The 25,162-nt window shown below is 63.3% G+C and carries 20 protein-coding genes; 5 read left to right on the forward strand and 15 right to left on the reverse strand.

Annotated features, from left to right (window positions below; translation table 11 throughout):
* Positions 1-83 precede the first annotated feature (83 nt).
* The 5 genes from E3U23_RS00215 to E3U23_RS00235 are packed head-to-tail and all read left to right on the forward strand — an operon-like array spanning position 84 to position 7,978.
* On the forward strand, positions 84-1,922 hold the full coding sequence (locus E3U23_RS00215) for an alpha-amylase family glycosyl hydrolase (RefSeq protein WP_279349155.1): 1,839 nt from the start codon (positions 84-86) through the stop codon (positions 1,920-1,922).
* The gene (locus E3U23_RS00220; RefSeq protein ID WP_279349156.1) at positions 1,919-3,541 is read left to right on the forward strand and encodes an alpha-amylase family glycosyl hydrolase; all 1,623 of its coding nucleotides are present in this window, start codon (positions 1,919-1,921) and stop codon (positions 3,539-3,541) included. The genes E3U23_RS00215 and E3U23_RS00220 overlap by 4 nt, the downstream gene beginning before the upstream one ends.
* 2 nt (positions 3,542-3,543) lie before the next feature.
* Complete coding sequence (locus tag E3U23_RS00225) at positions 3,544-5,574, forward strand: glycoside hydrolase family 97 protein (protein WP_279349157.1); 2,031 nt, start codon at positions 3,544-3,546, stop codon at positions 5,572-5,574.
* Complete coding sequence (locus E3U23_RS00230) at positions 5,571-6,485, forward strand: alpha/beta hydrolase (RefSeq protein WP_279349158.1); 915 nt, start codon at positions 5,571-5,573, stop codon at positions 6,483-6,485. The genes E3U23_RS00225 and E3U23_RS00230 overlap by 4 nt, the downstream gene beginning before the upstream one ends.
* Positions 6,482-7,978: a tryptophan halogenase family protein gene (locus tag E3U23_RS00235; RefSeq protein ID WP_279349159.1), complete on the forward strand. Its 1,497-nt coding sequence runs from the start codon at positions 6,482-6,484 to the stop codon at positions 7,976-7,978. The genes E3U23_RS00230 and E3U23_RS00235 overlap by 4 nt, the downstream gene beginning before the upstream one ends.
* On the opposite strand, the gene E3U23_RS00240 is transcribed toward E3U23_RS00235, so the two are convergent.
* The 15 genes from E3U23_RS00240 to mraY form a co-directional block, all read right to left on the reverse strand.
* Positions 7,979-8,875 (reverse strand): hypothetical protein, encoded by an 897-nt coding sequence (locus E3U23_RS00240; protein WP_279349160.1) that lies wholly within the window; start codon positions 8,873-8,875, stop codon positions 7,979-7,981. It abuts the gene before it with no gap.
* Between the two features lie 164 nt (positions 8,876-9,039).
* Complete coding sequence (locus E3U23_RS00245) at positions 9,040-9,822, reverse strand: Bax inhibitor-1/YccA family protein (RefSeq protein WP_279349161.1); 783 nt, start codon at positions 9,820-9,822, stop codon at positions 9,040-9,042.
* A 132-nt stretch (positions 9,823-9,954) separates the two neighbouring features.
* Positions 9,955-10,758, reverse strand: a complete 804-nt coding sequence (locus E3U23_RS00250) for a pyrroline-5-carboxylate reductase family protein (protein WP_279349162.1) — start codon at positions 10,756-10,758, stop codon at positions 9,955-9,957.
* A gap of 33 nt (positions 10,759-10,791) precedes the next feature.
* Positions 10,792-11,295, reverse strand: coding sequence for a YbjN domain-containing protein (locus E3U23_RS00255; RefSeq protein ID WP_279349163.1), 504 nt, complete (start codon positions 11,293-11,295; stop codon positions 10,792-10,794).
* Positions 11,296-11,434: 139 nt separating this feature from the next.
* Entirely contained in the window at positions 11,435-12,733 is a 1,299-nt protein-coding gene (locus E3U23_RS00260; protein ID WP_279349164.1) for an SPOR domain-containing protein, read from the reverse strand.
* Positions 12,734-12,867: 134 nt separating this feature from the next.
* Positions 12,868-14,628: a cell division protein FtsZ gene (gene ftsZ, locus E3U23_RS00265; protein WP_279349165.1), complete on the reverse strand. Its 1,761-nt coding sequence runs from the start codon at positions 14,626-14,628 to the stop codon at positions 12,868-12,870.
* Between the two features lie 133 nt (positions 14,629-14,761).
* Complete coding sequence (gene ftsA / locus E3U23_RS00270) at positions 14,762-16,048, reverse strand: cell division protein FtsA (protein WP_279349672.1); 1,287 nt, start codon at positions 16,046-16,048, stop codon at positions 14,762-14,764.
* The gene (locus tag E3U23_RS00275; RefSeq protein WP_279349166.1) at positions 16,048-16,956 is read right to left on the reverse strand and encodes a cell division protein FtsQ/DivIB; all 909 of its coding nucleotides are present in this window, start codon (positions 16,954-16,956) and stop codon (positions 16,048-16,050) included. The genes ftsA and E3U23_RS00275 overlap by 1 nt, the downstream gene beginning before the upstream one ends.
* Entirely contained in the window at positions 16,949-17,914 is a 966-nt protein-coding gene (locus E3U23_RS00280) for a D-alanine--D-alanine ligase (RefSeq protein WP_279349167.1), read from the reverse strand. Before E3U23_RS00280 ends, E3U23_RS00275 begins: the two co-directional genes overlap by 8 nt.
* A 31-nt stretch (positions 17,915-17,945) precedes the next feature.
* Entirely contained in the window at positions 17,946-18,911 is a 966-nt protein-coding gene (gene murB / locus E3U23_RS00285) for a UDP-N-acetylmuramate dehydrogenase (RefSeq protein ID WP_279349168.1), read from the reverse strand.
* Positions 18,908-20,323 carry a UDP-N-acetylmuramate--L-alanine ligase gene (murC, locus tag E3U23_RS00290; protein WP_279349169.1) on the reverse strand — a complete coding sequence of 472 codons (1,416 nt, stop codon included), beginning with the start codon at positions 20,321-20,323 and terminating at the stop codon, positions 18,908-18,910. Before murC ends, murB begins: the two co-directional genes overlap by 4 nt.
* Entirely contained in the window at positions 20,320-21,525 is a 1,206-nt protein-coding gene (gene murG, locus E3U23_RS00295; protein WP_279349170.1) for an undecaprenyldiphospho-muramoylpentapeptide beta-N-acetylglucosaminyltransferase, read from the reverse strand. Before murG ends, murC begins: the two co-directional genes overlap by 4 nt.
* Positions 21,522-22,793, reverse strand: coding sequence for an FtsW/RodA/SpoVE family cell cycle protein (locus tag E3U23_RS00300; RefSeq protein WP_279349171.1), 1,272 nt, complete (start codon positions 22,791-22,793; stop codon positions 21,522-21,524). The genes murG and E3U23_RS00300 overlap by 4 nt, the downstream gene beginning before the upstream one ends.
* Complete coding sequence (murD, locus tag E3U23_RS00305) at positions 22,790-24,082, reverse strand: UDP-N-acetylmuramoyl-L-alanine--D-glutamate ligase (RefSeq protein ID WP_279349172.1); 1,293 nt, start codon at positions 24,080-24,082, stop codon at positions 22,790-22,792. The genes E3U23_RS00300 and murD overlap by 4 nt, the downstream gene beginning before the upstream one ends.
* Positions 24,079-25,149, reverse strand: coding sequence for a phospho-N-acetylmuramoyl-pentapeptide-transferase (gene mraY / locus E3U23_RS00310; protein ID WP_279349173.1), 1,071 nt, complete (start codon positions 25,147-25,149; stop codon positions 24,079-24,081). The genes murD and mraY overlap by 4 nt, the downstream gene beginning before the upstream one ends.
* Between the last annotated feature and the right edge of the window lie 13 nt (positions 25,150-25,162).

The following is a 25,162-nucleotide window of genomic DNA, read 5'->3' on the forward strand; positions in this document are numbered from 1 at the left end:
TGCGAACATAGGCGGCGCTTGCTTCGTCATGTCGATGGTTTCGACAACGCTGTCCGCCTCGATCCAATCCTGGAGACCGCCCGATGATCCGCACCGCCCTTCCCCTGCTGGCGCTGGCAACGGCCGGATGTGCGACCGCGCAGGCCCCCGCGCCCCGATCGGCAGACACCGCTCCCGATTTCCGCAGCCGCGCGCCGAGCGAGGAGATCGTTTATTTCGTGCTCCCCGACCGGTTCGAGAACGGTGACACGGCGAACGATATGGGCGGCCTGTCCGGCGGTCCGCTTCAAACCGGCTTCGACCCCACCCATAAGGGCTTTTTCCACGGCGGAGACCTCAACGGTCTGACGAAGCGCTTGGATTATCTGGAAGGGCTCGGCGTCACGGCCATCTGGTTCGCACCGATCTTTCAGAACAAGCCGGTGCAGGGCCCGCCCGGAAACGAGAGCGCAGGCTATCACGGCTATTGGGTAACCGATTTCACTCGGCCCGACAGCCACTTCGGCACCCGCGGAGAATTCCGCACCTTCGTCGAAGCGGCTCATGCGCGCGGGATGAAGGTCTATATGGACATCATCACCAACCACACGGCCGACGTCATCCGTTACGAAGAAGGGGATGCGACCGACTATGCTTATCGCAGCCGGGGCGACTATCCCTATTCCCGTAACGGCGGTGTGGACGGATCGCCGATAAACGACGGTTTTCTGGGCGATACGGTACGTACGCAAGAGAATTTCGCCGGCCTGACCGATCCAGCTTACGCCTATACGCCCGTCGTTCCCCAAGCGGAGCGCGACGTGAAAGTCCCGGCGTGGCTCAATGACCCGATCCATTACCACAATCGGGGCGATTCCACCTTCACCGGCGAAAGCAGTAGGTTCGGCGATTTCGCCGGGCTCGACGACCTGTTTACGGAACAGCCGGCCGTCGTCAAAGGCATGATCGACATCTACGCTGCGTGGATTCGCGATTTCGGGATCGACGGCTACCGGGTCGATACCGCGCGGCATGTAAACCCAGAGTTCTGGCAGGCATTCGTGCCTGCCATGTTGGAGACGGCGAAGGCCCGGGACATTCCGAACTTTCACATTTTCGGTGAGGTCTATCGCGACGACTCCGACAACGGGTACATCGCGCAATACACGCGGCGCGACGGCTTTCCCGCCGTGCTCGACTTCGCGTTCCAGAACGCGGTGCGCGAGGTCGTCAGCCAAGGCAAGGGTACCTACATCCTCAACGAACTGTTTGACGGCGACGTGCTCTACGAAGGCGGCGAAGAAGCCGCGCTGGCCATGCCGACTTTCCTCGGCAATCACGACATGGGCCGCTTCACCACGCAATTGCGCTGGGACGACAAGGATATCGATCGCGGCACCATGCTAGCGAAAACCAAGCTCACCCATGCCATGCTGCTGACCCTGCGCGGTTCGCCGGTCATCTATTACGGGGCGGAGCAAGGCTTCGTCGGAGACGGCAACGATCAGGCCGCGCGCGAGGATATGTTCGCCAGCCGCACGGCGAGCTATAACGACAACACCCTCATCGGCACCGATGCGACGACGGCGGTCGAGAATTTCGATGTCGGCCACCCGCTCTATCGCCTGATCGCCGACCTGTCCGAAGTCCGCCGCACACACCCCGCCCTGACCCGCGGCAAGCAGGTGGTTCGCCATTACGGACAGGAAGCGGGGATCTTTGCCGCAAGTCGCTTCGACCCGGATACCGGCGAGGAGATCCTGCTCGTCTTCAATACTGCCGCCGCCCCGAAATCGGCGAATGTCGTGGTAAATTACCAAGCACGCGCGTTCGAAACTCTTTCCGGTACCTGCGCCAATGAAGTTGCCGCTCCCGGCAGCGCGCCCATCGCCCTTCCCGCCTTTGGCTGGGCCGTCTGCCGCGTAAGCCGCACCGTGCCATGAACCGTCCGTTCGAACTTCCGACTGCCGATGCGCAGCCCCAAAGCGATCTGCCGTGGTGGAAGGGTGCGACGATCTACCAGATCTATCCGCGCAGTTTCATGGATTCCAACGGCGATGGCATCGGCGACCTGCCCGGCATCACACAGCGCTTGCCTTACGTCGCCAGCCTTGGCGTCGACGCGATCTGGATCAGCCCGTTCTTCGTCTCCCCGATGAAGGATTTCGGTTACGACGTGGCTGACTACTGCGACGTCGATCCGATCTTCGGCACGCTCGACGATTTCGACACGCTGACGGCGGAAGCCCACCGGCTAGGCCTTAAGGTGCTGATCGACCAGGTCTATTCCCATACGTCGGACGAGCATCCGTGGTTTTCCGCCAGCCGCAGCTCCGCCACGAACGAGAAGGCAGATTGGTACGTCTGGGCCGACGCCAAGACCGAAGGCTCTCCGCCTACCAACTGGCAATCCGTCTTCGGCGGGCCGGCATGGACATGGGATGCGCGGCGCGGCCAGTATTACCTGCACAATTTCCTGAGTTCGCAGCCGCAGCTCAACCTGCATAATCGTGAGGTGCAGGATGCGATCCTAGGCGTCATGCGGTTCTGGCTGGAGCGCGGTGTGGACGGGTTCCGCATCGATGCGCTGAACTTCGCAATGCACGACCCGCAGCTGCGCGATAATCCGCCAGCACCGGACACTGGCAAACCGCGCACCCGCCCGTTCGATTTTCAGCTTAAGACCTACAATCAGAGCCATGCGGACATTCCTGCCTTCATCCGCCGCATTCGCGCACTGACCGACGCATTCGACGGCACCTTCACCGTCGCCGAAGTAGGCGGTGACGATGCGGAGCGGGAAATGAAACTGTTCACCCACGGCGAGGCGCATCTCAACTCCGCCTATAGCTTCGCCTTCCTTTACGCCGATGCACTGACGCCCGAACTGGTCTGCAAGGCATTGTCCGAATGGCCGGACGAGGCCGACATGGGGTGGCCGAGTTGGGCCTTCGAAAACCACGACGCGCCCCGCGCGCTTAGCCGATGGTGCGAACCCGAACATCGCGACGCCTTCGCGCGGATGAAAATACTGCTGCTTGCCTGCCTGCGCGGAAATGCGATCCTGTATTACGGCGAGGAACTCGGGCTGACGCAGGTCGATATCCCGTTCGACCAGCTCCACGATCCCGAAGCCATCGCCAACTGGCCATTAACCCTCAGCCGGGACGGCGCACGCACCCCAATGCCGTGGACGACGCAAAGCCCCGATGGCGGGTTCGGATCCGATAACGCATGGCTGCCCCTTGGCGAGGAGAACCATGCCCGAGCCGTCGACCGGCAGGAAGCGAACGAGAATTCGCTGCTCAATTTTACGCGCCGCGTGCTCGAATTGCGAAAGGCCAACTCGGCGTTGCACCATGGATCGGTCCGTTCCTGCCGAGCAGATGGTGCGCTGCTGGACATGGTGCGGGAAAGCGATGGGCAAACGCTGCGTTGCCTGTTCAACATCGGACCCGACCCGATCCAAATCCCCGACGGGAATGGCAGTACGCTCCTTCGTACTCACGAGGCCGAGCCCGGACACCTCCCCCCATACGCCGCGCTGATACTGGAGATCTGACCATGCGCTATCTCGTCGCCGTCCTTGCCCTGACCTGTTCGCACGCGGCGCTCGCCGGGACGATCACCTCGCCCGACGGCACGATCTCGGCAACGCTCAATGTCGACAACGAAGGCAAGCCGTTGTGGTCCGTTACCCGCAACGGTGCCGAACTAATCGCTCCGTCCGGCCTAGGCTTCAACATCGAGGACGAGGATCCGCTGCGCCGTAATTTCGAACTCGTGTCCGAAACCATCGACAGCGCGGAGGAGACGTGGGAGCAACCGTGGGGCGAGCGCCGCTACGTCACCGACCACCACAACGAACTCGCCGCGACCTTTCGCCAAAAGGACGATATGGCGCGCGAATTCACCGTGCGGATGCGCGTGTTCGATAACGGCGTCGGCTTCCGCTACGAATTTCCAGAGCGCGCCGACAAACCCGAAACCCGCATCGCCGAGGAGTTGACCGAGTTCAACATCGCGCCCGAAGGCGAGGCTTGGTGGATCCAGGCGGGCGACTGGAACCGCTACGAATATCTCTATCACAATACGCCGATCGAGGCGGTGAGCGTCGCGCATACTCCGATTACCTTTCGCACGGCGGACGGCACGCATATGTCGCTGCACGAAGCGGCGTTGGTCGACTATTCGGGCATGTGGCTGCAACGCATGGACGGCCGCCGCTTCCGCTCCACCCTCGCCCCTTCCAGCCGCGGGGCAAAAGTCGTTCGCACCGGCGCCTTTACCACGCCATGGCGCACGCTGCGTATCGCGCCCGACGCCGCCGGACTGGTCGAGAACGATCTCGAACTCAACCTCAACGAGCCGAACAAGCTGGGTGATGTCAGCTGGTTCGAGCCCGCCAAGTATATCGGCATCTGGTGGGGCATGATCTCCAACCGCTGGACCTGGGCGCAGGGCGACCGCCACGGCGCGACCACCGAGCGGACCAAGCAATACATGGACTTCGCCGCAAAGCATGGTTTTCGCGGCGTGCTGGTCGAAGGGTGGGACTATGGCTGGGACGGCACGTGGTTCGGCAATGGGCGCGATTTCAGCTTCACCGAAGCTTATCCCGACTTCGATCTGAAGGCTGTAACCGACTACGGCCGAGAGAAAGGCGTGCGCTTGATCGGCCACCACGAAACCGGTGGCAACATCGCCAATTACGAAGCGCAGCTGGCCGATGCTATGGCACTATACGGCCGCCTCGGCGTCGACCTCGTCAAAACCGGCTACGTCGCCGATGCCGGCTCGATCATCTCCTGCAATGCCGACATCGCGGCCCCGTGTGAGGGGCAGGTGATGGAATGGCACGACGGCCAGCGACAGGTGCAGCATCACCTGCGCGTTGTGGAGGAAGCGGCGAAGAACAGGGTCGCCGTCAATCCGCACGAACCGGTCAAGGATACGGGCCTGCGCCGCACATACCCCAACTGGGTCGCACGCGAAGGGGCGCGGGGGCAGGAATACAATGCCTGGGGCGCATTCTCGAACGGTCCGGATCACGAGCCGACGCTGGTTTACACGCGCATGCTCAGCGGCCCGATGGATTACACACCCGGCGTGCTTAGCCTGAAGGGCGACAACGACGTGCCGATGGCCTCGACACTGGCGAAGCAGCTTGGCCTGTACCTCGCAATCTACTCGCCGATCCAGATGGCGGCGGACTTCATCGAAAGCTTGGCCGAGCATCCGCGTGAGCTCGAATTCATCAAGGCCGTGCCGGCGGACTGGGCGGAAAGCCACCTCGTGGCGGGCGAAGTGGGTGATTATGCTATCTTTGCGCGCAAGGATCGCAATTCCGAAGATTGGTATGCAGGCGGCATTAACGATGCGACGAAGCGCGACGTGACGCTCGATTTCGGCTTCCTCGATCCGGGTAAGGCCTACCGCGCTACCGTCTGGAAGGACGGCGAGGGCGCGACCTACGAGACCGAGGCCCGCCACCGCATTGCTTACGACACTTTTATTGTCCGCGCGGGCGAAGCGCACACTTTCACCCTCGCCCCGGGCGGCGGGCTCGCCATCCGCCTCGAACCTGCGCGGTGAGAACGCTCGCCCTGCTGCTGGCAATGTTGCTCGCCGCATGCGCTACACCGGGCACCGGCGGGCCCGGTTCGCCCGCGCGGTACGTCGAGATCGAGCAAATGGCGGCAGTCGGCCTTCCCGATCAGCGGCTGACCATCTGGCTGCCCCCGGGGTACGACGATTCCGGCAAGCGATATCCGGTCCTTTACATGCATGATGGGCATAATTTGTTCGATCCCGCCGTCTCCAATTTCGACAAAGTTTGGGCGGCAGATGCGGCCATGCTCGAAGCAATGGATGCGGGCGTCGAACCGCATATCATCGTGGGCATCTGGGCACAAGGCGAGGACCGCTATCGCCAGTACCTGCCGCAATCGCTGTATGAAATGGCCTATGGCACGCCGCGCGCGGCGATGGACGCGATGATCGAGGACGCACCGCTGGGTGCCGCCTATCTCGACTGGCTTGCAGGTCCGTTGCGCACTTGGATCGATGCGACCTACCGCACGAAAACCGGGCGGGATTCCACCGCGATTATAGGTTCGAGCATGGGTGGTCTGATGTCGTGCTACGCCTTCCTGGAACGCCCCGACATCTACGGCCGGGCCGGTTGCATTTCGTCGCACTGGTCGGCCGCTGACCCCGAGGCGGTGGGAAATGCCAACTCCGACCTGATCGCCCTGTGGGATATGTGGTTTGCCGATCGACTGGGGGAGCCCGATGGTCGCAAGGTCTGGATGGACCACGGCACCGAAACGCTCGATGCTTATTACGCGCCGTACCAGAGGGCGATCGACGCCCGTTTCCGCGCGCAGGGCTGGCGAGAAGGCCGGGACTTTCGCAGCGAGGTTTACAATGGCGCGGCGCATGAAGAGAATGCGTGGGCAGCGCGCTTGCCGCAAGTGTTCATCTGGCTGCTGGCGAAAGAATGAGCGAAGACATGCCGCCGCATATCGTCGTTCTCGGCGGCGGCAGCGCGGGCTGGATTACCGCCTGCCTTCTTCACCGCGAACTGGCACCGCGCGGGGCGGAGGTCACGCTGGTGGAAAGCACCGACATCGGCATCATCGGCGTCGGCGAAGGGTCGACACCGCAATTGAAGGCGTTCTTCGACCACCTCGGCGTTGCCGAACGCGAATGGATGCAAGCCTGCGACGCGACCTACAAGCTCGGCATCCGCTTCGCCGGATGGAGTGAACGCCCAGGCTACGAAAGCTATTTCCATCCCTTCCCCGGCCCGGTGGATTTGCACACCGAACCGGGTTTCATCCGCAATTGCGCCCTGAAACGACGCGGCTTCGACGTGCCTGCCCATCCCGACGATTGGTTCCTAGCGGCTCGATTGGCCGAAGCCAAAAAAAGCCCGCACCCCTCCGTCACTTTCCCCTTCCCGCCAAGCTACGGCTACCATTTCGATGCGTACAAGCTCGGCGCATTCCTGCGGAATTGGGGCAAGCGAGAGGGCATCGTCCACCGCGATCTGCGCGTGGACGAGGTAGAACTCGGTGCGGATGGCGATGTCGCGGCGCTTCGCTGCGAGAGCGGCGAACGTTTGGCCGGCGACCTGTTCGTCGATTGCTCGGGCTTCGTCTCGCTTATCGCGCAGCAGGCGCACGGTGTGCCGTTTGTCTCCTATGCCGATAGCCTTCTCAACGATGCGGCCGTTGTCATGCCCACTGCGCACGTGAGCCCCGCCAAACCGCAGACAGATAGCGTTGCAATGGAGGCCGGCTGGCGGTGGCGGATCCCGCTCACCGAACGTGTCGGCAATGGCTACGTCTACTCTTCCCGGTTCCGCTCATCGGACGAAGCGGAAGCCGAATTGCGCCGCAGCTTGGGATCTTCGGGCGACGGGATCGATGCGCGGCATTTGAAGATGAAAGTTGGCCGGGTCCGCGAAACTTGGCACGGGAACTGCCTCGCTGCCGGGCTTGCGCAGGGGTTCATCGAACCGCTGGAGGCGACCGCGCTTCATATCGCGATCGTCACCGCGCTCGAATTTGCGCAGGCTTACGGTTCCGCCGGCTTCGAACCTACGCACCGCGAAACCTTCAATACGCGCATTGCGCGCCGTTACGACGGGATTCGCGATTACATCACCGCGCATTACCGCCTGAACCGCCGAACCGACACGGCCTACTGGCGCGAAGGAGCCGCGAACGACGCGCTGTCCGACGAATTGAAGGCGATGATGTCTGCCTGGTTCACGCATCGCGACATCGCCGAGGCGGTGGCGGAGATTTACGGTCCGGCCTCGCCCTACCCCGCCATGAGCTGGCACTGCCTGTTCGCCGGCTACGGCACGTTTCCCTCAGACGAGAAAATGCAGCCGCCCCCGCCAAACGCAGGACCCGCCGATGCCGAGGCGGCGTACGCCATGCTGAGCGCCTGCCTCGGCAATTTCAGCGAATACGCAATCGGCTGACTATTGCGGCTCCACCGGCGTCACTACTGTTTCGGTAGGCGTCGGATCGCCGGGCAGCACCAACGAGCCCTGCGCTTCCGATGCGGGCACACCCGTCGTCGGGATCGACTGAGGGATCGCTTCAGACGAGGCGGAAGACGCCGTTGTCGAGGCGTCCGTACCGACCGTGTTACCAATCGATGAAACCGATGGGTCGAGCGGATTATCGTATCCGACGGTCACCGTCTCTTCCGGCGGTGGGCCGTATTCCGAGTTCCACGCCGCCAAGTTCACACGGTACTGGTCGTAGGCCGCGAAGAACTGCTCGAACGCTGCTTCGACACGCGGAAGGGCAGCGGCCGAAAACGTATCCAGATTTTCGGGCACGATCGTCTGTGCTTCCAGGCTGATCTGGTAGGCAACGTCGCAGAACAGATCCTTCGCCGGTGGCAGGGCGTAGTAGTTGTAGACCTGCGTCATGTAGCTGTCCTGCACGTCGCGGAACGTCGCACCGTATTTCTGGCGGAACTCAGCCTGCAGGGCGCGGTTCGTCGCGGAAAGCTGCTTGGCGTTGTTCGTCAGGTAGTTTCCGTAATTGTCGACCAGACCGGTGTATTGCGGATCGAGACAATTGAGCGCGGCCACGTTGAGCGCCGAGCGCAGGTTCCACGTCGTCTGCGCCGGGGTCAGTCCCGTATTCACCGTCTGTCGCACGCCGAGGGGGCTCATCGGCGGAATGGCCATCGCTGCAACAGCGCCCATCGGCGGGGTCGGCTTGGGCGGTATGACGACCGGCGGCGGGGGCGGCGGCGGCGGCGGCGGCGGCGGAGGGGGCGGCGGCGCAGAACATGCGGCGATGGCGGCGAGACAGGCGGCAAGGCCTGCAATACGAACGGTTTGTGCTGAAACGCGGCTCACGCGTGGACCCTCCTCGAGACTTCATGCCGTCATGCTTTACGCGGGATTGACGGAAGATGAAGCCGAGCCTTAGCGCGTTGTAGTCGCAAAGAAAATGCCCGAAGCGCTGGATGGCGCTCCGGGCATGATGTTCCGGTATTCCCGGCTGGTTCGACAGTGCGCGCTTATTCGCGGTTGCCGAGGAATTGCAGCAGGAACATGAACAGGTTGATGAAGTCGAGATAGAGGCTGAGCGCACCCATGACGACCGCCTTGCCGGCATACTCCGTACCGCGAACGACCGAATATTCATGCTTCAGGCGCTGCGTATCGTAGGCGGTAAAGCCAGCGAAGATCAGCACGCCGAGGATGTTGATTACGAGACCCATCGCGCCCGACTGGAAGAAGAACGTGTTCAGCAGCATCGCGACGATGATGCCGATCAGGCCCATGAGCAGGAAGCTGCCCCAAGCCGAGAGGTTCTTCTTCGTAGTGTAGCCGAAAAGGCTCAAACCGGCGAAGGCCGCAGCCGACGCGAAGAAGGCCGTCGCGATCGATTCACCGGTATAGGTAGCGAAGATCGTCGACATCGATAGGCCGAACAGAACCGCGAAACCCCAGAACATCGCCTGAAGCGCGCCGGTGCTGAACCGCTGGATGCCGCCGAAGCTCATCACCAGGATAAAGCCGAGCGGCGCGAGCGAAATGATCCAGCCCAGCATGGTCGGTTGAATGGCCGTGCCGGCGGGCGTCTGCACCGCCTGATAAGCGGCGTTGAAAAACGGGCTGTTGACGAACAGCAGGGCGACGATGCCGGTCAGCAGCACGCCCGATGCCATCATGTTGTAGATCGACAGCATGTGACTGCGCAGCCCAGCGTCGAAAGTCTCACGCCGGGCAACGGCGTCGCCAGCGCGCGGTACGGTCGTGAACCCCCGCTTCTGGTCGGTGTCGTTCCAGTCGGCCATCTTGGCAAATCTCCTAAGAATGCGAGCGCGATGATCGGCCCGCTTACGTTACGCAATATCGTGTTTTATGCCGCATAATTCAAGAGAAACCGGAAGCATTCCGGTTAACGGCGATCAACCACAAAACGGCGTTCAACCGCGGGCTTCGCGCGACATTTCCGCGCTGCGATCCTGCGCCGCCTTCAACGTTGCCTGCATCAGCTTGAACACCGCCTGATCGTCGTCCAGAACATCGAGACCGGCACGCGTGGTACCTCCGGGGCTCGCCACCCTGTCGGCCAGTGCCCCGGGATTGTCTGGCGAATGTGAGGCCAGCGCGGCCGCGCCCTCGACCATGGCCGTCGCCGTGCGAACGGCCTTGTCGTGCGGAAAGCCGAGCTCTTCGGCACCTTTCGCAAGCGCATCGATCATGCGGTAGACGAAGGCCGGGCCGCTTCCGGCGAGCGCCGTGAAGAGGTCGAAATCGTCTTCGCTCACCCATTCGGGCAAACCGAGAGGATCAAAGAAGCGAACGAGGCTGTCTTGGCCTTCCTCGTCAAGCCCGTCCTGCGCGAGGCCGACGGGCGACTTGCCAAGGGCAACCGCGAGGTTTGGCATGACCCGAACCACGCCCTGCGCCTGCGGGAAGCGCTTGCGCAGCGTTTCCAGCTCCACGCCCGCGAGGATCGAGAGTATGACGGTCCCCTGTCCGGCAAGCGGCCCGAGGCTTTCGGCGATATCGCCCAGCATGTGCGGCTTCACCCCGATCAGGATCGCATCGTAGTCGCCGCTCGTGGGCATCGCGTCGAGCGCGGTCACGCCGTCCGGATAGTCGCGCGGCGCGGGATCGAAGATCGTGAAGGCGGAGCCGGGCATGCCGCCCGCCAGCCACCCGTCGAGCATGGCCCCGGCCATGTTGCCGCAACCGATGAAGAGAATGTTGTCGAATTTTATCATGGCGGAGCGCCTACCAAAGCGCGCCGGCTGCGGCTAGGCCTCGCCCGCGGCATCCACCATCGCGGCCTTCAGAGCATCGGCAGGGGCCTTATCGCCCCAAAGGACGAACTGGAATGCCGGGTAGAACCGATCGCATTCCTCCACCGCAATCTCGACCAGCGCTTGCGCCTGCTCCAGCGTCAACAGCCCGTCCTCGCCCAGCATGGTGCCGTTTCGATAAAGGAGGATGCCTCCGTTCGACCACATGTCGAAATGGCCGAGCCAGGTCTGCTCGTTGATAAGCGCCAGCAATTCGTGCGCCATTGCGCGCTTTTCTGGGCCTATGCGGATATCCGGCAGACACATCATCTGGAGAACCTGATCGTCGGCCCGCCAGATCGCACGCAGCTGATAGGTCGCCCAGCTGCCTTGAATTTCACCGGTCAGTTCATCCGGCGACGTTTCGTATGACCAGCCCCGAGCGCCGAACAGCGCCGCCAGCATGTCCAGCGGCGCGGCCTCGTCGCCTGCCCGTTCGGCGTTCCGCACCAATCTCATCGCAAGGTCCCATCGTCCATGGCCCGGTGATGAATCGCAGGGCGGCGCTTTGCAATCGCGCCGGGCGATGCGGCTGGGGAGAACCGCCGATCGCCCGAACAAGCCTGTTAACATCTTGTGGATTCAGACGAATGCCCGGCTATTTCAAGGCGTCGATCGCCTCACCCTCGGCGCTGTCGAACGTGAAGGAATCGATCCCCATCGCTTTCAGTTTCGCCACCGTTTCCTTCGCCGCCTTCGCTGAGGGATAGGGACCTGCGAGCAGCCGGTTGGCCTCGCCCCATTTGGTGACGAACGGGCCCAGGTCGGTCAGTTCCCCATCGGCTTTGCGCGAAATCCTTCGCCAGTCGAACTTCAGGGCATCGCGATCCTTGCCAGTCGCTACCTGCACCCATGACCGGGCGGGGACTTTTGGCGGGGGAGGCGGCGGCGGGGCCGGCTTGGCTTCGCGCGGAACGGTGATTTTCGTTATATCGACTGCCCCGGCACTGCGCAGGGGCCGCGCGGATGCCGAGCCGAAGTTCGCGAACGCTTCCGCGACGCTGGGTTCGGGTTCCGCGATGGTCGGTTCGGGGGGCGCGGCTTGCGAAGCAGCCATAGCAGGTGCCGCCGCGACGATGGCCGTAGGTGTCGTAGCAGGCGAGGGCGTGCCCATCGGCGGACCGGATGGGGCCAATTGCCGGTCCGGTTGGGTCATCGGCGACGGCCGCGCAGCCGCTTGCAGAGGCGGTACGTTGGCATTCGCGATCGTCGGCGTATCGCGACCGACCGATCCCGAACTCGGGAAGACGCCAAGATTTCCGGCCGCCGCCTGCTGCGCGGGCGTGAGCCGGGTCATGTAACGAAGATAAGGCTCGATCCGCGCGGCCATGTTCGGCTGCATCATGTCGCGCGCGATCTTCACCGCCTGCTGCGTATCGCCGAGGATCGCCAGTCCGAAGGCGCGCGTACGGAAAGCGGCATGGTCTCCGTTTTCCAGCAGAGGCAGAAGCGTCGCTTCGAACCCTTCGCGGTTTCCACCGATAGCCTGGCTCAGCGCAAGGCGCCGGACCACTTCTTCGTCCTTCGTTCCGGCAAGAGCCAGCCGGTAGAGCGACTGTGCACTCGCACTGTCGCCGATGAGATCGAAAGCAAGCCCACGCTCCGCCGCCATCCGTTCCTGAGCCACGCCGGCCCGTTCGGCTTCGGCGAAGAACCGCAGCGCCTCCACCGGCTTCCGCGATGCGACATAGGCGCGGGCGAGACCCAGCGTCACTCGCGAATTGTTCGGCGAATTTTGTTTGGCGCGGCCGAAAAAGCCGATCGCCGCGTCGATATCGCCCAAGCCGAGCGCTGCTTCGCCCGCATCGAGCATGGCGTCGGTATTGTCGGCGTCCCGTGCCAACCGCCCCAAAGCATCGCTCAACTGCTGCGCTTCGCGTGGGGGAAGCGGTTGCACGACTTCTTGTGCGAGCGACGGAGCCGCCGACATTCCGACGGAAACGAGTGCGATAATGGAAATGAAACGCTTTGAAATCATTGGATTGCGCGGCCCATTCGTCGAAGAATAGGCCGCGCTACCTTTCGTGGGGATTACTGATTGTTCTGCCGACCGAGGAAGCGGGGAATGTTCAGCGCGCCGCCGTCCTCATCGTCATCGTCCTCATCGTCGAACTCGTTCTTCTTGCCGGTGGTGGAGCTGCCGCGAGACAGGTTCGCCATCCGTTCGAACAGCGTGCTGCCCTGCGAAGGCGCATTGCCCGCACCCGGCTTGGCACCGCCGGAGAAACTTCCGCCCGGCGCGTCGTTTTCATCATCGCCGCCGAGCAGCGGACGCTTGCGCGGCTTCGTCGCCAACGGGTTGTCGTCGGAGAACTGCGAAGGCGAGAGCTTGAGTTCGTCTTCGTCACCGTCCTCTTCGGGCAGCGGTTCGGACAGGTTGAGCGGAGGGCGTTCCGCCGTGTCGTCCTCGTCGATCCAGCCGTCGTCGCCATCTTCCGAGCCGGTGAAACGGCTGTCATCGGCAGGGGCGGGAAGATCGCTTTCGTCGGCCTCATCGTCGTAACGGTCGAACCGTTCGGTCTGCTCGTTACGGAGGCCTGCGAGCGGATCGACGATGCCGTCGACGTCATCTTCATCGTCGTAAGCATCATCGTCGAGATCGGTTTCGCGAGTGCTCAGGACATCCTCGCGCACGCTCCGCTCGGGACGTGTTGCCGGGGCCGGAGTGCTTTCCGCTTCGGGCTCTGCGGACATGCCGGAATCGAGCTCGAAGGGTTCTTCTTCGTCCGCGCCGCTATCCTGGGGGAGGTCGAGCACGGGACGCTGAGGCGCACGGGCTTCCGACATGGAGAAATTGCGCGGCTGGACCGGCGCATTCGCGCGCTGGCTTTCGTCGATCCCGGTGGCGACGACCGAAACACGGATCTTGCCGTCGAGATCCGGATTGAACGCGCTGCCCCAGATGATGTTGGCGTCTTCATCCACCAGCTCTCGGATATGGTTCGCCGCTTCGTCGACCTCGAGCAGCTTCATGTCCTCGCCGCCGATGATCGAGATGATAACGCCTTTGGCGCCAGCCATGCTGACCCCGTCGAGCAGCGGATTGGCGATGGCGCGTTCGGCGGCTTCGAGTGCGCGATTGTCGCCCTCGCCCTCGCCCGTGCCCATCATGGCCTTGCCCATCTCGCTCATGACAGAGCGAACGTCGGCAAAGTCGAGGTTGATGAGGCCTGGCATCACCATGAGATCGGTAATCGAGCGAACGCCCTGCTGCAGCACCTCGTCCGCCAGCATGAACGCTTCCTTGAAGGTCGTTTCTGCCTTGGCGACCAGGAACAGGTTCTGGTTGGGAATGACGATCAGCGTATCGACATGCTTCTGCAGCTCGTCGATCCCGGCTTCGGCAGCGCGCATCCGGCGCGTGCCTTCGAACAGGAACGGCTTGGTCACGACACCGACAGTCAGCACGCCCTTCTTGCGGGCGGCCTCAGCGATTACGGGTGCAGCACCAGTGCCGGTGCCGCCGCCCATGCCGGCCGCGATGAAGCACATGTTGCAGCCTTCGAGCGCGTCCTCGATATCCTCGACCGTCTCTTCAGCGGCGGCCTTGCCCACTTCGGGGCGGGCGCCGGCGCCGAGACCACCCGTGATGTCCGGACCGAGCTGGATGCGGCGTTCAGCCGGCGAGCTCGACAGAGCCTGCGCATCGGTGTTCGACACGATGAAATCGACGCCCTCGATTTCGGCTTCCATCATGTTGGCGATGGCGTTTCCGCCCGCGCCGCCGACGCCGATGACTACGATTTTCGGACGAAGTTCGTCGCTGGAAGCCGGACCGATATTGATGCTCATTGAGCTTTCCCCAAATCTGAAACTGTCGCCCGCAATCCTATCGCATGGAACGGGCACGATGCGAATCTTCGCATAATAAGGTTAACGTCTTATCCACAATGGCTAATGCGCGGTTTGCCATACGCATCAACCCTTAAAAATATTCCTTCACCGCTTGCATGACACGGTTCACGAGACCCATCCCGGAATAGCGCCGCGTCGGCTGGTAACGGGGGCCGACCGTACGAATGTCGACCGGGTCTTCCGCCGCATAAAGACACAGGCCCGCAAGCGTCGCGAAACCGGGGGTCGCATGCGCTTCGGGAAGCCCCTGGATTGCGGCGAGCTTGCCGATGCGCACCGGCTGGCCAAGCGCGCCCTGCATGAATTCGACGATGCCGTGCAATTCCGCACCGCCGCCCGTCAGAACAACCTGCCCGCCGGTCTTGCCGGAAAATCCAAGGCTCTTCAACGCCTTGCCGATTTCACCCGTAATGACACCCAAGCGTTCGGTGACGATGCCGACCAGTTCGGCGCGTGGGATGCGGTTCTGTTCGTCCGCGCCGCGCGCCAGCGGTCCGTCCTCCCGGTCGCCTGGCCCGGCGACGGAAATCATCTCGCGGTGATCGGTGGGTGACGACAGCGCAGAACCAGACACGCATTTCAATCGCTCCGCCTGGCTACGGCGAATGCCGAGCGAGGAGGCGATGGCATCAGTGATGTCGTTCGAGCCGACCGGCACCGCGCGCAGGCCCAGCAGCATGCCGCCTGCATGGACCGAAACATTGGTAATCTGCGCCCCGATCTCGATCAGCGCGACGCCCAGTTCGCGCTCTTCGCGGGTGAGACAGGCATAGGCTGTGGCGAGCGGACTGGCGACCACGCCCTCGACTTCGAAATGCGCGTTCTGCACCGCTTCGATGAGATTGCGCACCGGAGCACCTTCGGCCAGCGTCACGTGGATATCGACGCCCAGCACTTCGGCATGCAGCCCGGTGGGGTCGGCAACGCCGTGCGCGCCGTCGAGCGTATAGTGGGCCGGCTGGGCGTGAAGGATCATCTTCCCGTCGGGCTGGATGTGATCGCGCGCGGCATAGAGCAGGTGCTCGATATCGTCCTCGTCGATCCGCCGCCCGCCAATTGCGATCTCCACGCTCGATATCCGGCTCGACAGCCCCGCCCCCGCGCAGCCGATCCAGACTCCGGAAACCGAAGAATTGGCATTCGCCTCGGCCTTCTCGACCGCGGTCCGGATGGCGTGGGTTGCCGCCGCCATGTCGGTGACGTAGCCGCGCTTGATGCCCTCGCTCTTGCGATGGCTCGATCCCAGCACGACCATGCGGCCGTCTTCCGCTTGCCCCATTACCATGGCTGAAATGCGGAACGATCCGATATTTACCGCGCCATAGACGCGCTGGATACGAGGCAGGGGTGCCGCCATCATTCGCTCCGCATCGCGGTGGAGAGGCCGCGTGGACACGGTCCGTCCTCGCAGCGTAGATAGGCGCGATCGGGTACGCGCATGTCGATTGCGATCGCCTTGCCACCGATCAAACGGTTGCGCCCGTCCATCTCGGCGAACTTGACCAAAGCCTTCGCTCCGTTCTCCCCTTCTGGCAAAGTGAGCATCTGCCCGGTGCGGAAGGTGAGGTTCCAGCGGCGGTTGCCGATCCACTCCGCCCCGGCAATCTGCGGCTTGAGTGCCGGTGCATTGTCGAGCAGGCGGGTGAGTTCGCCGACCTGGCGCTGCGCCCCGGGGCCGGAGACGGTCAGCATCTTCTCGGCCTTTTCGGAGGTGATCGGCTCGAGTTCGTTGCCTTGGGCATCGACCAGAACCAGCCGGTCCGGTTTCTGCAGCGCCGCGTGTGGCACTCGCTCGACGATATCGACGCGCAGCATATCGGGCAGTTGGCGGGACACGCGCGCATCCTCCACCCATGGCATATCGAGCAGGTTTTCACGGATGGCGCCGACATCGACCAGAGGCATTGGCCGGTCCAGATCGTCGCGCAACCGCTCGTACACGCTCTGCTCGTTCATCCGCTCGACACCGGTGACGCGCAGGGTGCGAACTTCGTACCCTGCGCGAGAGGCGGATGCGGCCAACTGGCTGCGCATGAGATCGGGTACGCCTGCGAAACTTGCGACGGCCCATGCAAACGCAAGGCCAACGAGAATAATCAGCGTCAGGAAGAACTTGTGCCACTGCTCTTCGGTAAAGGGCAGTGCGGCCATCGTCCGGTCCAGTATGGACGCGGTGTGTCGCCGCGCCGCGCGCGCTTTTTGCGAGCGCCCCCGCGCCGCCGCCGAACGGCGCACTCCTGTCGGTTTGCGCGTGACCTTAGCCATCGCGCCCCTCTTGCGGCTTCAGCGCGGCGGCGATGATCGTCTCGCACAATTCGCCGTATTCGACGCCGATATGACGTGCCTGTTCGGGTACAAGGCTGAGCGGCGTCATTCCTGGCTGGGTGTTGGTTTCGAGGACGAACAGCCCATCCTCGCCCTGTTCCTCGTCCCAACGGAAATCGGTACGGCTAGTGCCCCGGCAGCCAAGCACGTTGTGCGCCTTCAGCGCAATATCGAGGCACAGGTCGCGAATTGGCTCGGGAATGTCGGCGGGGCAGATATGGTCCGTCATCCCGTCGGTGTATTTTGCGTCGAAATCGTAAAAGCCGCTTTTCGGCTTCAGTTCGGTGACGGCAAGCGCACGGGGCCCGTCGGGAAAGTCGACCACGGCCGACGTCATCTCACGACCCTTGATATAGGGTTCGGCGAGCAGTTCGGCGAATTCCTGCCACGGGCCTTTCGCATCGCGCGCGATCGGATTGCCGTAATTGCCTTCCTCGGTGACGATGGCGACGCCGACCGAACTACCTTCGTTGACCGGCTTCAACACATAGGGACGCGGCAGCGGATCGCGTTCGTGCAGTTCGGCGCTCTTGACGATGCGGCCTCCGGGCATGGGAATGCCATGCGGCACCAGCGCCTGCTTGGTCAGCTGTTTGTCGATCGCTATGACCGATGTGGCGAGACCCGAATGAGTATAGGTCACGCCCATCAGATCGAGCATGCCCTGCACCGTCCCATCCTCGCCCGGCACGCCGTGCAGCGCGTTGAACACGACATCGGGCGCGGCTTCGGCGATGCGGGCGGCGACATTGCGGTCCATATCGATCCGCGTGACACGGTGCCCACGTTCTTCCAGCGCCTTGGCGACGCCCTCGCCCGACATTAGACTGACCGGTCGCTCGTTCGCCCAGCCGCCCATGAGAACGGCGACGTGCAATGTACTTTCGAGGGCAGTCATATACGAACCTTATCGGTGTACGGCGTCGGTTTCACGGCCGTCCCACTCGCTGAATTTCCCATTCGAGGTCGACGCCCGAATGCGCGCGAACCCGCCGCTTCACCTCTTCGCCCAGTTCCTCGATATCGGCGCTGGTTGCATCGCCGGTATTGATGAGGAAGTTGGTGTGTTTTTCGCTCACCTGCGCGCCGCCCAGCGTTAGGCCGCGGCAGCCCGCCCGATCGACGAGTTCCCACGCTTTCTCGCCCGGGGGGTTCTTGAATGTCGAACCGCCGGTCTTCGTGCGCAGCGGCTGCGAGCGTTCGCGGGCATCCGCGATTTCGTCCATCGTCGCACCGATAGCGTTGGGATCGCCCGGATGCCCCTGAAATCGTGCCGCTGCGACGACCGCGCCTTCGGGAAGCGCAGAGTGGCGATAGGTGTATTGAAGATCGGCGGCGGGCAGCGTGTGGCATTCGCCGCTCGGCATGACGACATCGCAATCGATCAGGATGTCCGACACTTCGCGCCCATAGGCGCCGCCGTTCATGCGAACGAACCCACCGACCGTACCGGGGATGCCGCGCAGGAATTCGAGCCCCGCGATCCCTGCGTCACGCGCCTTCGAGGCGACGAGAATGCCATGCGCGCCGCCGCCGCACGCGACTACGTACCCGTCGCAGATTTCCACATCGGCAAACGGCTTGCCCAGCCGCACCACGACCCCCGGTATGCCGCCATCGCGCACGATCAGGTTCGATCCGAGACCCAGCGCCATAACCGGAGTAGCCCGGTCGAGCCCGGCAAGGAAGTGCTTGAGATCGTCCATGTCGGCAGGCTCGAACAACCAGTCCGCCGCACCGCCCGTCTTGAACCAAACGAGCTTTGCGAGCGGGGCATTCCGCGACAGCGTGCCGCGCACATCCGCGGTCGAGAAGGGCGGTTCGATCGATCCGCCCACCTCGCAATCGGGCGCTTCGCCCGTGTCCCACAGAGGTTCGTCGTCCGGCTGCATCATGCCGCCTCGCCCCGCGCCTGCCGGATGTCGGCGGGAAGCGCCGCGGCCCACTTCGTGATATCGCCCGCGCCGAGGCAGACGACCAAATCACCCTCGCCGATGTCCGCGGCTAGTAACTGCGCCAATTCCTCGCGATCTTCGATCCGTGCAGCCGAGCGGTGCCCGCGCGCCTTCAAACCTTCGACCAGAGCCTTCGAATCCACTCCGTCGATCGGATCCTCCCCCGCCGCATAAACGGGGGTGACATACACCTGATCCGCTTCGTTGAGGCAGGTCTGGAATTCATCCATGAGATCGCGAAGACGTGTGTAGCGATGCGGCTGGACGACGGCGATCACGCGGTTCTTCGCCGCTTCGCGCGCGGCAGAAAGGACGGCGCGAATTTCGACCGGGTGGTGGCCGTAATCGTCGATGATTGCTGCCCCGTTCGCCTCGCCCACCTTGGTAAAGCGGCGGCGCACGCCGGAAAAGCTGGAGAAGCCGTTGCAGATCACCTCGTCCGGGCAACCCATCTCGATCGAGACGGCAATGGCGGCGAGGGCGTTCTGCACATTGTGGCGGCCTGGCATGGGAAGCGTTACGTTCTCAATCCGCCGGTCCTCCTCGCCGCGTTGGCGCACGATTACGTCGAACCGGTTGCCGCCCTCGTGCGGTTGCACGTTCACGCCGCAAATGTCCGCTTGCAGGCTGAAACCGTAGGTCAGCACCCGCCGGTCGCGCACCTTGCCGATGACCGCCTGTACTTCGGGATGGTCGATGCACAAGATCGCCGCGCCATAGAAAGGCACGTTATGGATGAACTCGACGAAGGCCGATTTGACGCCCTCAAAATCGCCATAATGGTCGAGGTGCTCAGGATCGATATTGGTGACGACCGCAATTGTGCCGTCCAGCCGCAGGAAGCTACCGTCACTTTCGTCCGCCTCGACCACCATCCAATCGCTGTCGCCAAGGCGGGCATTGGAACCGTATTGCTCGATGATCCCGCCATTGATGACCGTGGGATCGACCCCGCCCGCATCCAGCAGCGCGGCGACCATGCTGGTCGTGGTCGTCTTACCGTGCGTGCCAGCCACCGCGACGGTGGACTTGAGACGCATCAGTTCGGCCAACATCTCCGCGCGGCGCACCACCGGGATGCGGTTCTCGAGTGCGTGAGCGACTTCGGGATTGGTCCGTTTGACGGCGGTTGAGGTGACGACGACTGCCGCGCCTTCGACATTCTCCTTCTCGTGCCCGATCCTCACCGCGATGCCGTGTTCGCGCAGCCGCTCGACCGTCGGGCTCTCGTTCACGTCGCTGCCTTGCACGGTGTAGCCGAGATTGTTCATCACCTCGGCGATGCCGGACATGCCTATGCCGCCGATGCCGACGAAATGAATCGTTCCGATTTCGGTGGAGACACCCTTCATGGTCGCCCGTCCTGAGCCTGCCGCAGGGCCCCCTGCCCCGCCGGCACGCCCTGCGAAGCGCCTCGCGCATTGTTCGCGCCGACCTTGATCACGTCCATCATGTCCGCTCCGCCGAAACTTTCGACGAGATCGGCCAAATCTTCGACCGCATCGGGCCGGCCGCAATTCCACGCGGCATGGGCAGCCTTGGCGAGCCCTTCCGGATTTTCGGCAAGGGCAAGGATCTGCTTGCTCAGTTCTTTCGCCTGAAACCGCTCCTGCCGGATCATCCGCGCCCCGCCCGCCTTCACCATTTCGCGCGCGTTGGCCGCTTGGTGATCGTCTGTCGCGATAGGGAGCGGAATAAGGATCGCGGGCCGCCCCACCGCCGTCAGTTCGGCAATGGTCGAGGCCCCCGCGCGGCCGATGAACAGGTGCGAGTCCGCAAGCCGCGCCGCCATATTCTTGAAATAGGTTGCGAGTTCGGCGGGGATTTCATGCGTGCGATAGCGTTCGCGGACGGCTTCGAGGTCTTCGGGACGGCATTGCTGTGTCACCTGCAACCGCTGTCGTAGGGCGGGCGGCAACATGGCGAGACCGTCCGGCACGACTTCGGATAGCACCCGCGCGCCCTGGCTGCCGCCGGTAACGAGCACGCGCAGCAAGCCGTCTTCCTCGAACGCCGGGTAAGGCTCCTCGCGCAAGGTCAGTACTTCGGCGCGGACCGGATTGCCGACAGGATGGACCTTTCCGGCATATTTCGGCTTTAGTCGATGCACCTCGTCATAGGCGGTGGCGATGGCCTGCACCCGTCGCGCCAGCAGCCGGTTGACCCGACCCAGCACGGCGTTCTGCTCGTGCACGACGGTGGGTATCTTATTCGAGGTCGATGCCAAGATCGCGGGAAGCGATGGATATCCGCCGAAGCCGACCACCGCGCTCGGCTCGAAAGCCGTGAACAGGCGCTTCGCCATGCGGCGCCCTTCGAGGACGGCCCTGATCCCCTTCAGCCACGTGAGGGGGTTCTTGCCGAACCGGCCCGCCGGCAAGACGTGCGCGGTCAGGAAATCCGGCTTGCCGGGTATCTCCGCCCCGCGCGCATCGGTGATCAGGGCGACGCGGTGACCACGGCGGTCCAGTTCATGCGCCAGCGCGAAGGCGGGCAGCATGTGCCCCCCTGTGCCTCCTGCGGCGAGGACGTAATGGCGGCTCGACCCAGTCATGGCCGGGTCTCGCGCGACGCTTTGCGAGGATGGTCGCTCATCGCGTCCGCCTGCCCGAAAGAGAGAAATTCGCCAAGCCCCTTGGTCCTGCTTTTCAGGAACGGATTGCGCCGCGTGATCGCCACGATCAAACCGACGAGCATGCACACCGCGATCGTGGACGAACCGCCATAGCTCACCAGCGGCAAGGTCATGCCCTTGGAGGGAAACAGTTGCAGGTTAACGAGGATGTTGATGAATGCCTGCCCGCCCAGCAGGGTGATGAGGCCCGTACCGGCAAGCAGGGCGAAAAAATCCTCCTCGTCCACCAACCGGGTGAGAACCCGGGCGACGATGGCGAGGTAGATCAGCACGATCACCCCGCAGGCGATCAGGCCGAATTCCTCGCCGATGACCGAGAAGATATAGTCCGTCTGCGCTTCCGGCAGGCTCATTTTACGCAGGCCGAGGCCGTAGCCCGCGCCGAGCCAGCCCCCGGCAGTCAGCGTGCGGCTTGCAAGATCGACCTGGTCGTAGGCCGTGCCGCCGCCGAAGAACGCGTCGATCCGGTGGCGGGCATTGTCGTACAGGAAATAGGTCACCGTCAGCAACGCCAAGCCGGCGCCGACGACCATGCCAAGCCGCTTCACCGGCGTGCCGGAGAGAAGGACCAGAACGAACCATACCGCGCCGAACAGGATCGTGCCGCCCAGATTGGGCTGCAGCATCAGGAGGAAGGCGACGAGACCCGCCAGCCCGGTCGCGATGCCGACGACGGGCAGGTTGGGATCGCGCATCCGCCAGCTAACGATCCACGCCATCGCCACCGCAAAGGCGGGCTTGAGAAATTCCGATGGCTGGAATTGCATGCCGATACTGATCCAGCGCCGCGCCCCGTTGATTTCGACCCCGACGAAGGGAACGAGGAACAGGAAGAACAGCATCACGCCCGCAATCAGCACGCTGAAACGCCGCGCATTGGTGCGCGAGAGCATGGAGACGCCGAACAGAGTTGCGAGGCCGAGCGCTTGCCAGGCGAGGTGCCGCCAGAAGAAATAGAGGGGGTCGAGCGTGGTGGTCGAGGTGGAGAGCCGCGCTGCGCCCGCTGGGCTGGCTGCAGCGACCGCGATCGTGCCGAGCGTCATAAGCAAGAGGACGAGGCCGATCAACACGCGGTCGATCTCGCGCCACCAGATCTTCAACTCGCTCCACTTGGAGATTTGACCGCGCGGCATATGTGCCGGTTTCCTGCGGGTTGCACCGGGGACGAAGGGCTGCGTGATGCTCATGCGAGCGCCTCTACCAGTTCGCGGAAATGCTCGCCGCGCGCCTCGAAATCGCGATACTGGTCGAAGCTGGCGCAGGCGGGGGAGAGGAGGACAGTGTCGCCTGTGGCGGCATTGGCGGCGGCGGAGGCGACGGCGCGCTCGAGCGTTTCGCATTGCTTCACCGCGACATGGGGTTCGAGCAACGCGGCGAAGTCCGGCCCGGCCTTGCCGATGGTATAGGCGGCTTTGACGTGGCCGATCCTAGCCTCGCATTCGCCCAGCCCCGGTTCCTTGGCGAGCCCGCCGACGATCCAGTGAATGTTATCGAACGCCTCAAGCGCAGGGGCGGAAGCGGCGGTGTTGGTGCCCTTGCTGTCGTTGATATAGGCGATGCCGGTGATTTCCGCGACCCGCTCCATGCGGTGGGGGAGGCCAGGGTAGGATCGTAGGCCCGCGGCAATCTCTTCTTCGGACAGGCCCACAGCTTCGGTGGCGGCTATGGCCATCTGAGCATTCTCGCCGTTGTGTGGTCCTTGAAGACACGGCCATTCTGCCTGCGATCCCAAGACGGTCGCATCGCGATGCGTTATTCCATCCTTATCGAAAACACCCCAAACATCCCATGGATCGGTCATTACAAGGCGATCAAATGGCTCGAAACGCCACTGGTCTTTCGACTGCATCTCGAAAAGACGCATTTTCGAGGCTTTGTATTTCTCGAAGTCTCCATCGTACCGATCAAGATGATCCGGCGTGATATTCAGCAACACCGCCGCGTCGCAATCGAGCGAATAGGTGAGGTCGATCTGGTAGCTCGACAGCTCCAGCACATAGACACCACCTTCAGGCAGAGGCTCCTGCTCGAGTATCGGCAGCCCGATGTTGCCACCCATCGTGGTCGGCACGCCTGTGGTCTTGAGGATATGGTGGACGAGCGCGGTGGTGGTGCTCTTGCCATTGGTGCCGGTTATGCCGACGACCTTGTGCGGCGGCAGGTCTGCCCGCGCCTGCGCGAACAGTTCGATGTCGCCGATGACCGGCACATCGAATGTCTCGGCATGGGGTTTAATCGGGTGGGTGTTGAGCGGCACGCCGGGGCTGACTACGACGCCTGCAAAACCCGCGAGGTCCGCCTCCACCGGGTCGGCCAGCTCGACCTGCCCCGCAAACTCGGCCCGTACGTCTTCGCGTTCGTCCCATGCCGTCACTTCCGCCCCGCTCGCCAGCAGTGCGCGCACCGTCGCCCTGCCTGACCGCGCGAGGCCGAGGACGGCGTAGCGTTTACCGGCGAAGGCGGGCGAGGTAATCATCGCAGCTTCAGGGTCGCGAGGCCGAGCAGCGCCAGCACGATGGCGACGATCCAGAAGCGGATCACGACCTTGCTCTCGCTCCAGCCCAATTGCTCGAAATGGTGGTGGATCGGCGCCATACGGAACACGCGCTTGCCCGTCCGCTTGAACCAGAACACCTGGATGATGACAGAGAGCGCCTCGAACACGAACAGCCCGCCCACGATTGCCAGCACCACTTCGTGGTGCGTCGCCACCGCGATCGCGCCCAGCGCGCCGCCAAGCGCAAGACTGCCGGTATCGCCCATGAAGACGGCGGCAGGCGGCGCATTGAACCACAGAAACGCGAGCCCCGCCCCCATGATCGCCGCGCAGAAGATCGCCAATTCCCCCGCCCCCGGAACATGCGGGATGCCCAGATATTCGGAATAGTCGACGCGGCCCACCAGATAGGCAATCACCGCGAAGGTGCCGGCCGCGATGATGACCGGCATGGTCGCAAGCCCGTCCAGCCCGTCGGTCAGGTTCACCGCATTGCCCGCGCCCACGATTACCACGGCGGCGAAAACATAGTAGAACCAGCCTAGCTCCACGCCGAAATTGTTTACGAACGGGACGTAGACGAATGTGTTGATCTGACTGACCACGATGTAGCTCGCGATGCCCGCCACGATGAATTCCATCAGCAAGCGCACCTTGCCCGATACGCCGGCATGGCTGTTCTTCGTGACCTTGTCGTAATCGTCGAGGAAGCCGATCAGGCCGAAGCCGCCCGTCACCGCGAGGCAGGCCCAGATGAACGGATTGGTAAGGTCCATCCACAGCATCAGCGAGATGAACAGGCTGACGAGGATCATCAGGCCGCCCATGGTCGGCGTGCCGCGTTTGGCGAGGTGGGTCTGCGGTCCGTCCTCGCGGATTGGCTGCCCCTTGCCCTGCCGCACGCGCAGCATGTCGATAAAACGCGGGCCGATCAGCAGGCCGATCAGCAGCGCGGTGAGCACGGTCGCACCCGCGCGCGCCGTCTGATAGCGCACGAGGTTGAACAGACCCTCGAAATTGAAATACTCGGCGAGGAGATAGAGCATCGGCCTCGTCGGC

Origin of the sequence: Erythrobacter litoralis, from assembly GCF_029760855.1 — a bacterium.
GTDB lineage: Bacteria > Pseudomonadota > Alphaproteobacteria > Sphingomonadales > Sphingomonadaceae > Qipengyuania > Qipengyuania litoralis_A.

Bases quoted from the DNA above. Each gene is read 5' to 3' on its own strand.
- E3U23_RS00215 (WP_279349155.1), top strand. From the start codon at position 84: ATGATCCGCACCGCCCTTCCCCTGCTGGCGCTGGCAACGGCCGGATGT.
- E3U23_RS00220 (WP_279349156.1), top strand. From the start codon at position 1,919: ATGAACCGTCCGTTCGAACTTCCGACTGCCGATGCGCAGCCCCAAAGC.
- E3U23_RS00225 (WP_279349157.1), top strand. From the start codon at position 3,544: ATGCGCTATCTCGTCGCCGTCCTTGCCCTGACCTGTTCGCACGCGGCG.
- E3U23_RS00235 (WP_279349159.1), top strand. From the start codon at position 6,482: ATGAGCGAAGACATGCCGCCGCATATCGTCGTTCTCGGCGGCGGCAGC.
- E3U23_RS00245 (WP_279349161.1), bottom strand. From the start codon at position 9,822: ATGGCCGACTGGAACGACACCGACCAGAAGCGGGGGTTCACGACCGTA.
- E3U23_RS00250 (WP_279349162.1), bottom strand. From the start codon at position 10,758: ATGATAAAATTCGACAACATTCTCTTCATCGGTTGCGGCAACATGGCC.
- E3U23_RS00255 (WP_279349163.1), bottom strand. From the start codon at position 11,295: ATGAGATTGGTGCGGAACGCCGAACGGGCAGGCGACGAGGCCGCGCCG.
- ftsZ (WP_279349165.1), bottom strand. From the start codon at position 14,628: ATGAGCATCAATATCGGTCCGGCTTCCAGCGACGAACTTCGTCCGAAA.
- ftsA (WP_279349672.1), bottom strand. From the start codon at position 16,048: ATGGCGGCACCCCTGCCTCGTATCCAGCGCGTCTATGGCGCGGTAAAT.
- E3U23_RS00275 (WP_279349166.1), bottom strand. From the start codon at position 16,956: ATGGCTAAGGTCACGCGCAAACCGACAGGAGTGCGCCGTTCGGCGGCG.
- E3U23_RS00280 (WP_279349167.1), bottom strand. From the start codon at position 17,914: ATGACTGCCCTCGAAAGTACATTGCACGTCGCCGTTCTCATGGGCGGC.
- murB (WP_279349168.1), bottom strand. From the start codon at position 18,911: ATGATGCAGCCGGACGACGAACCTCTGTGGGACACGGGCGAAGCGCCC.
- murC (WP_279349169.1), bottom strand. From the start codon at position 20,323: ATGAAGGGTGTCTCCACCGAAATCGGAACGATTCATTTCGTCGGCATC.
- murG (WP_279349170.1), bottom strand. From the start codon at position 21,525: ATGACTGGGTCGAGCCGCCATTACGTCCTCGCCGCAGGAGGCACAGGG.
- E3U23_RS00300 (WP_279349171.1), bottom strand. From the start codon at position 22,793: ATGAGCATCACGCAGCCCTTCGTCCCCGGTGCAACCCGCAGGAAACCG.
- murD (WP_279349172.1), bottom strand. From the start codon at position 24,082: ATGATTACCTCGCCCGCCTTCGCCGGTAAACGCTACGCCGTCCTCGGC.
- mraY (WP_279349173.1), bottom strand. From the start codon at position 25,149: ATGCTCTATCTCCTCGCCGAGTATTTCAATTTCGAGGGTCTGTTCAAC.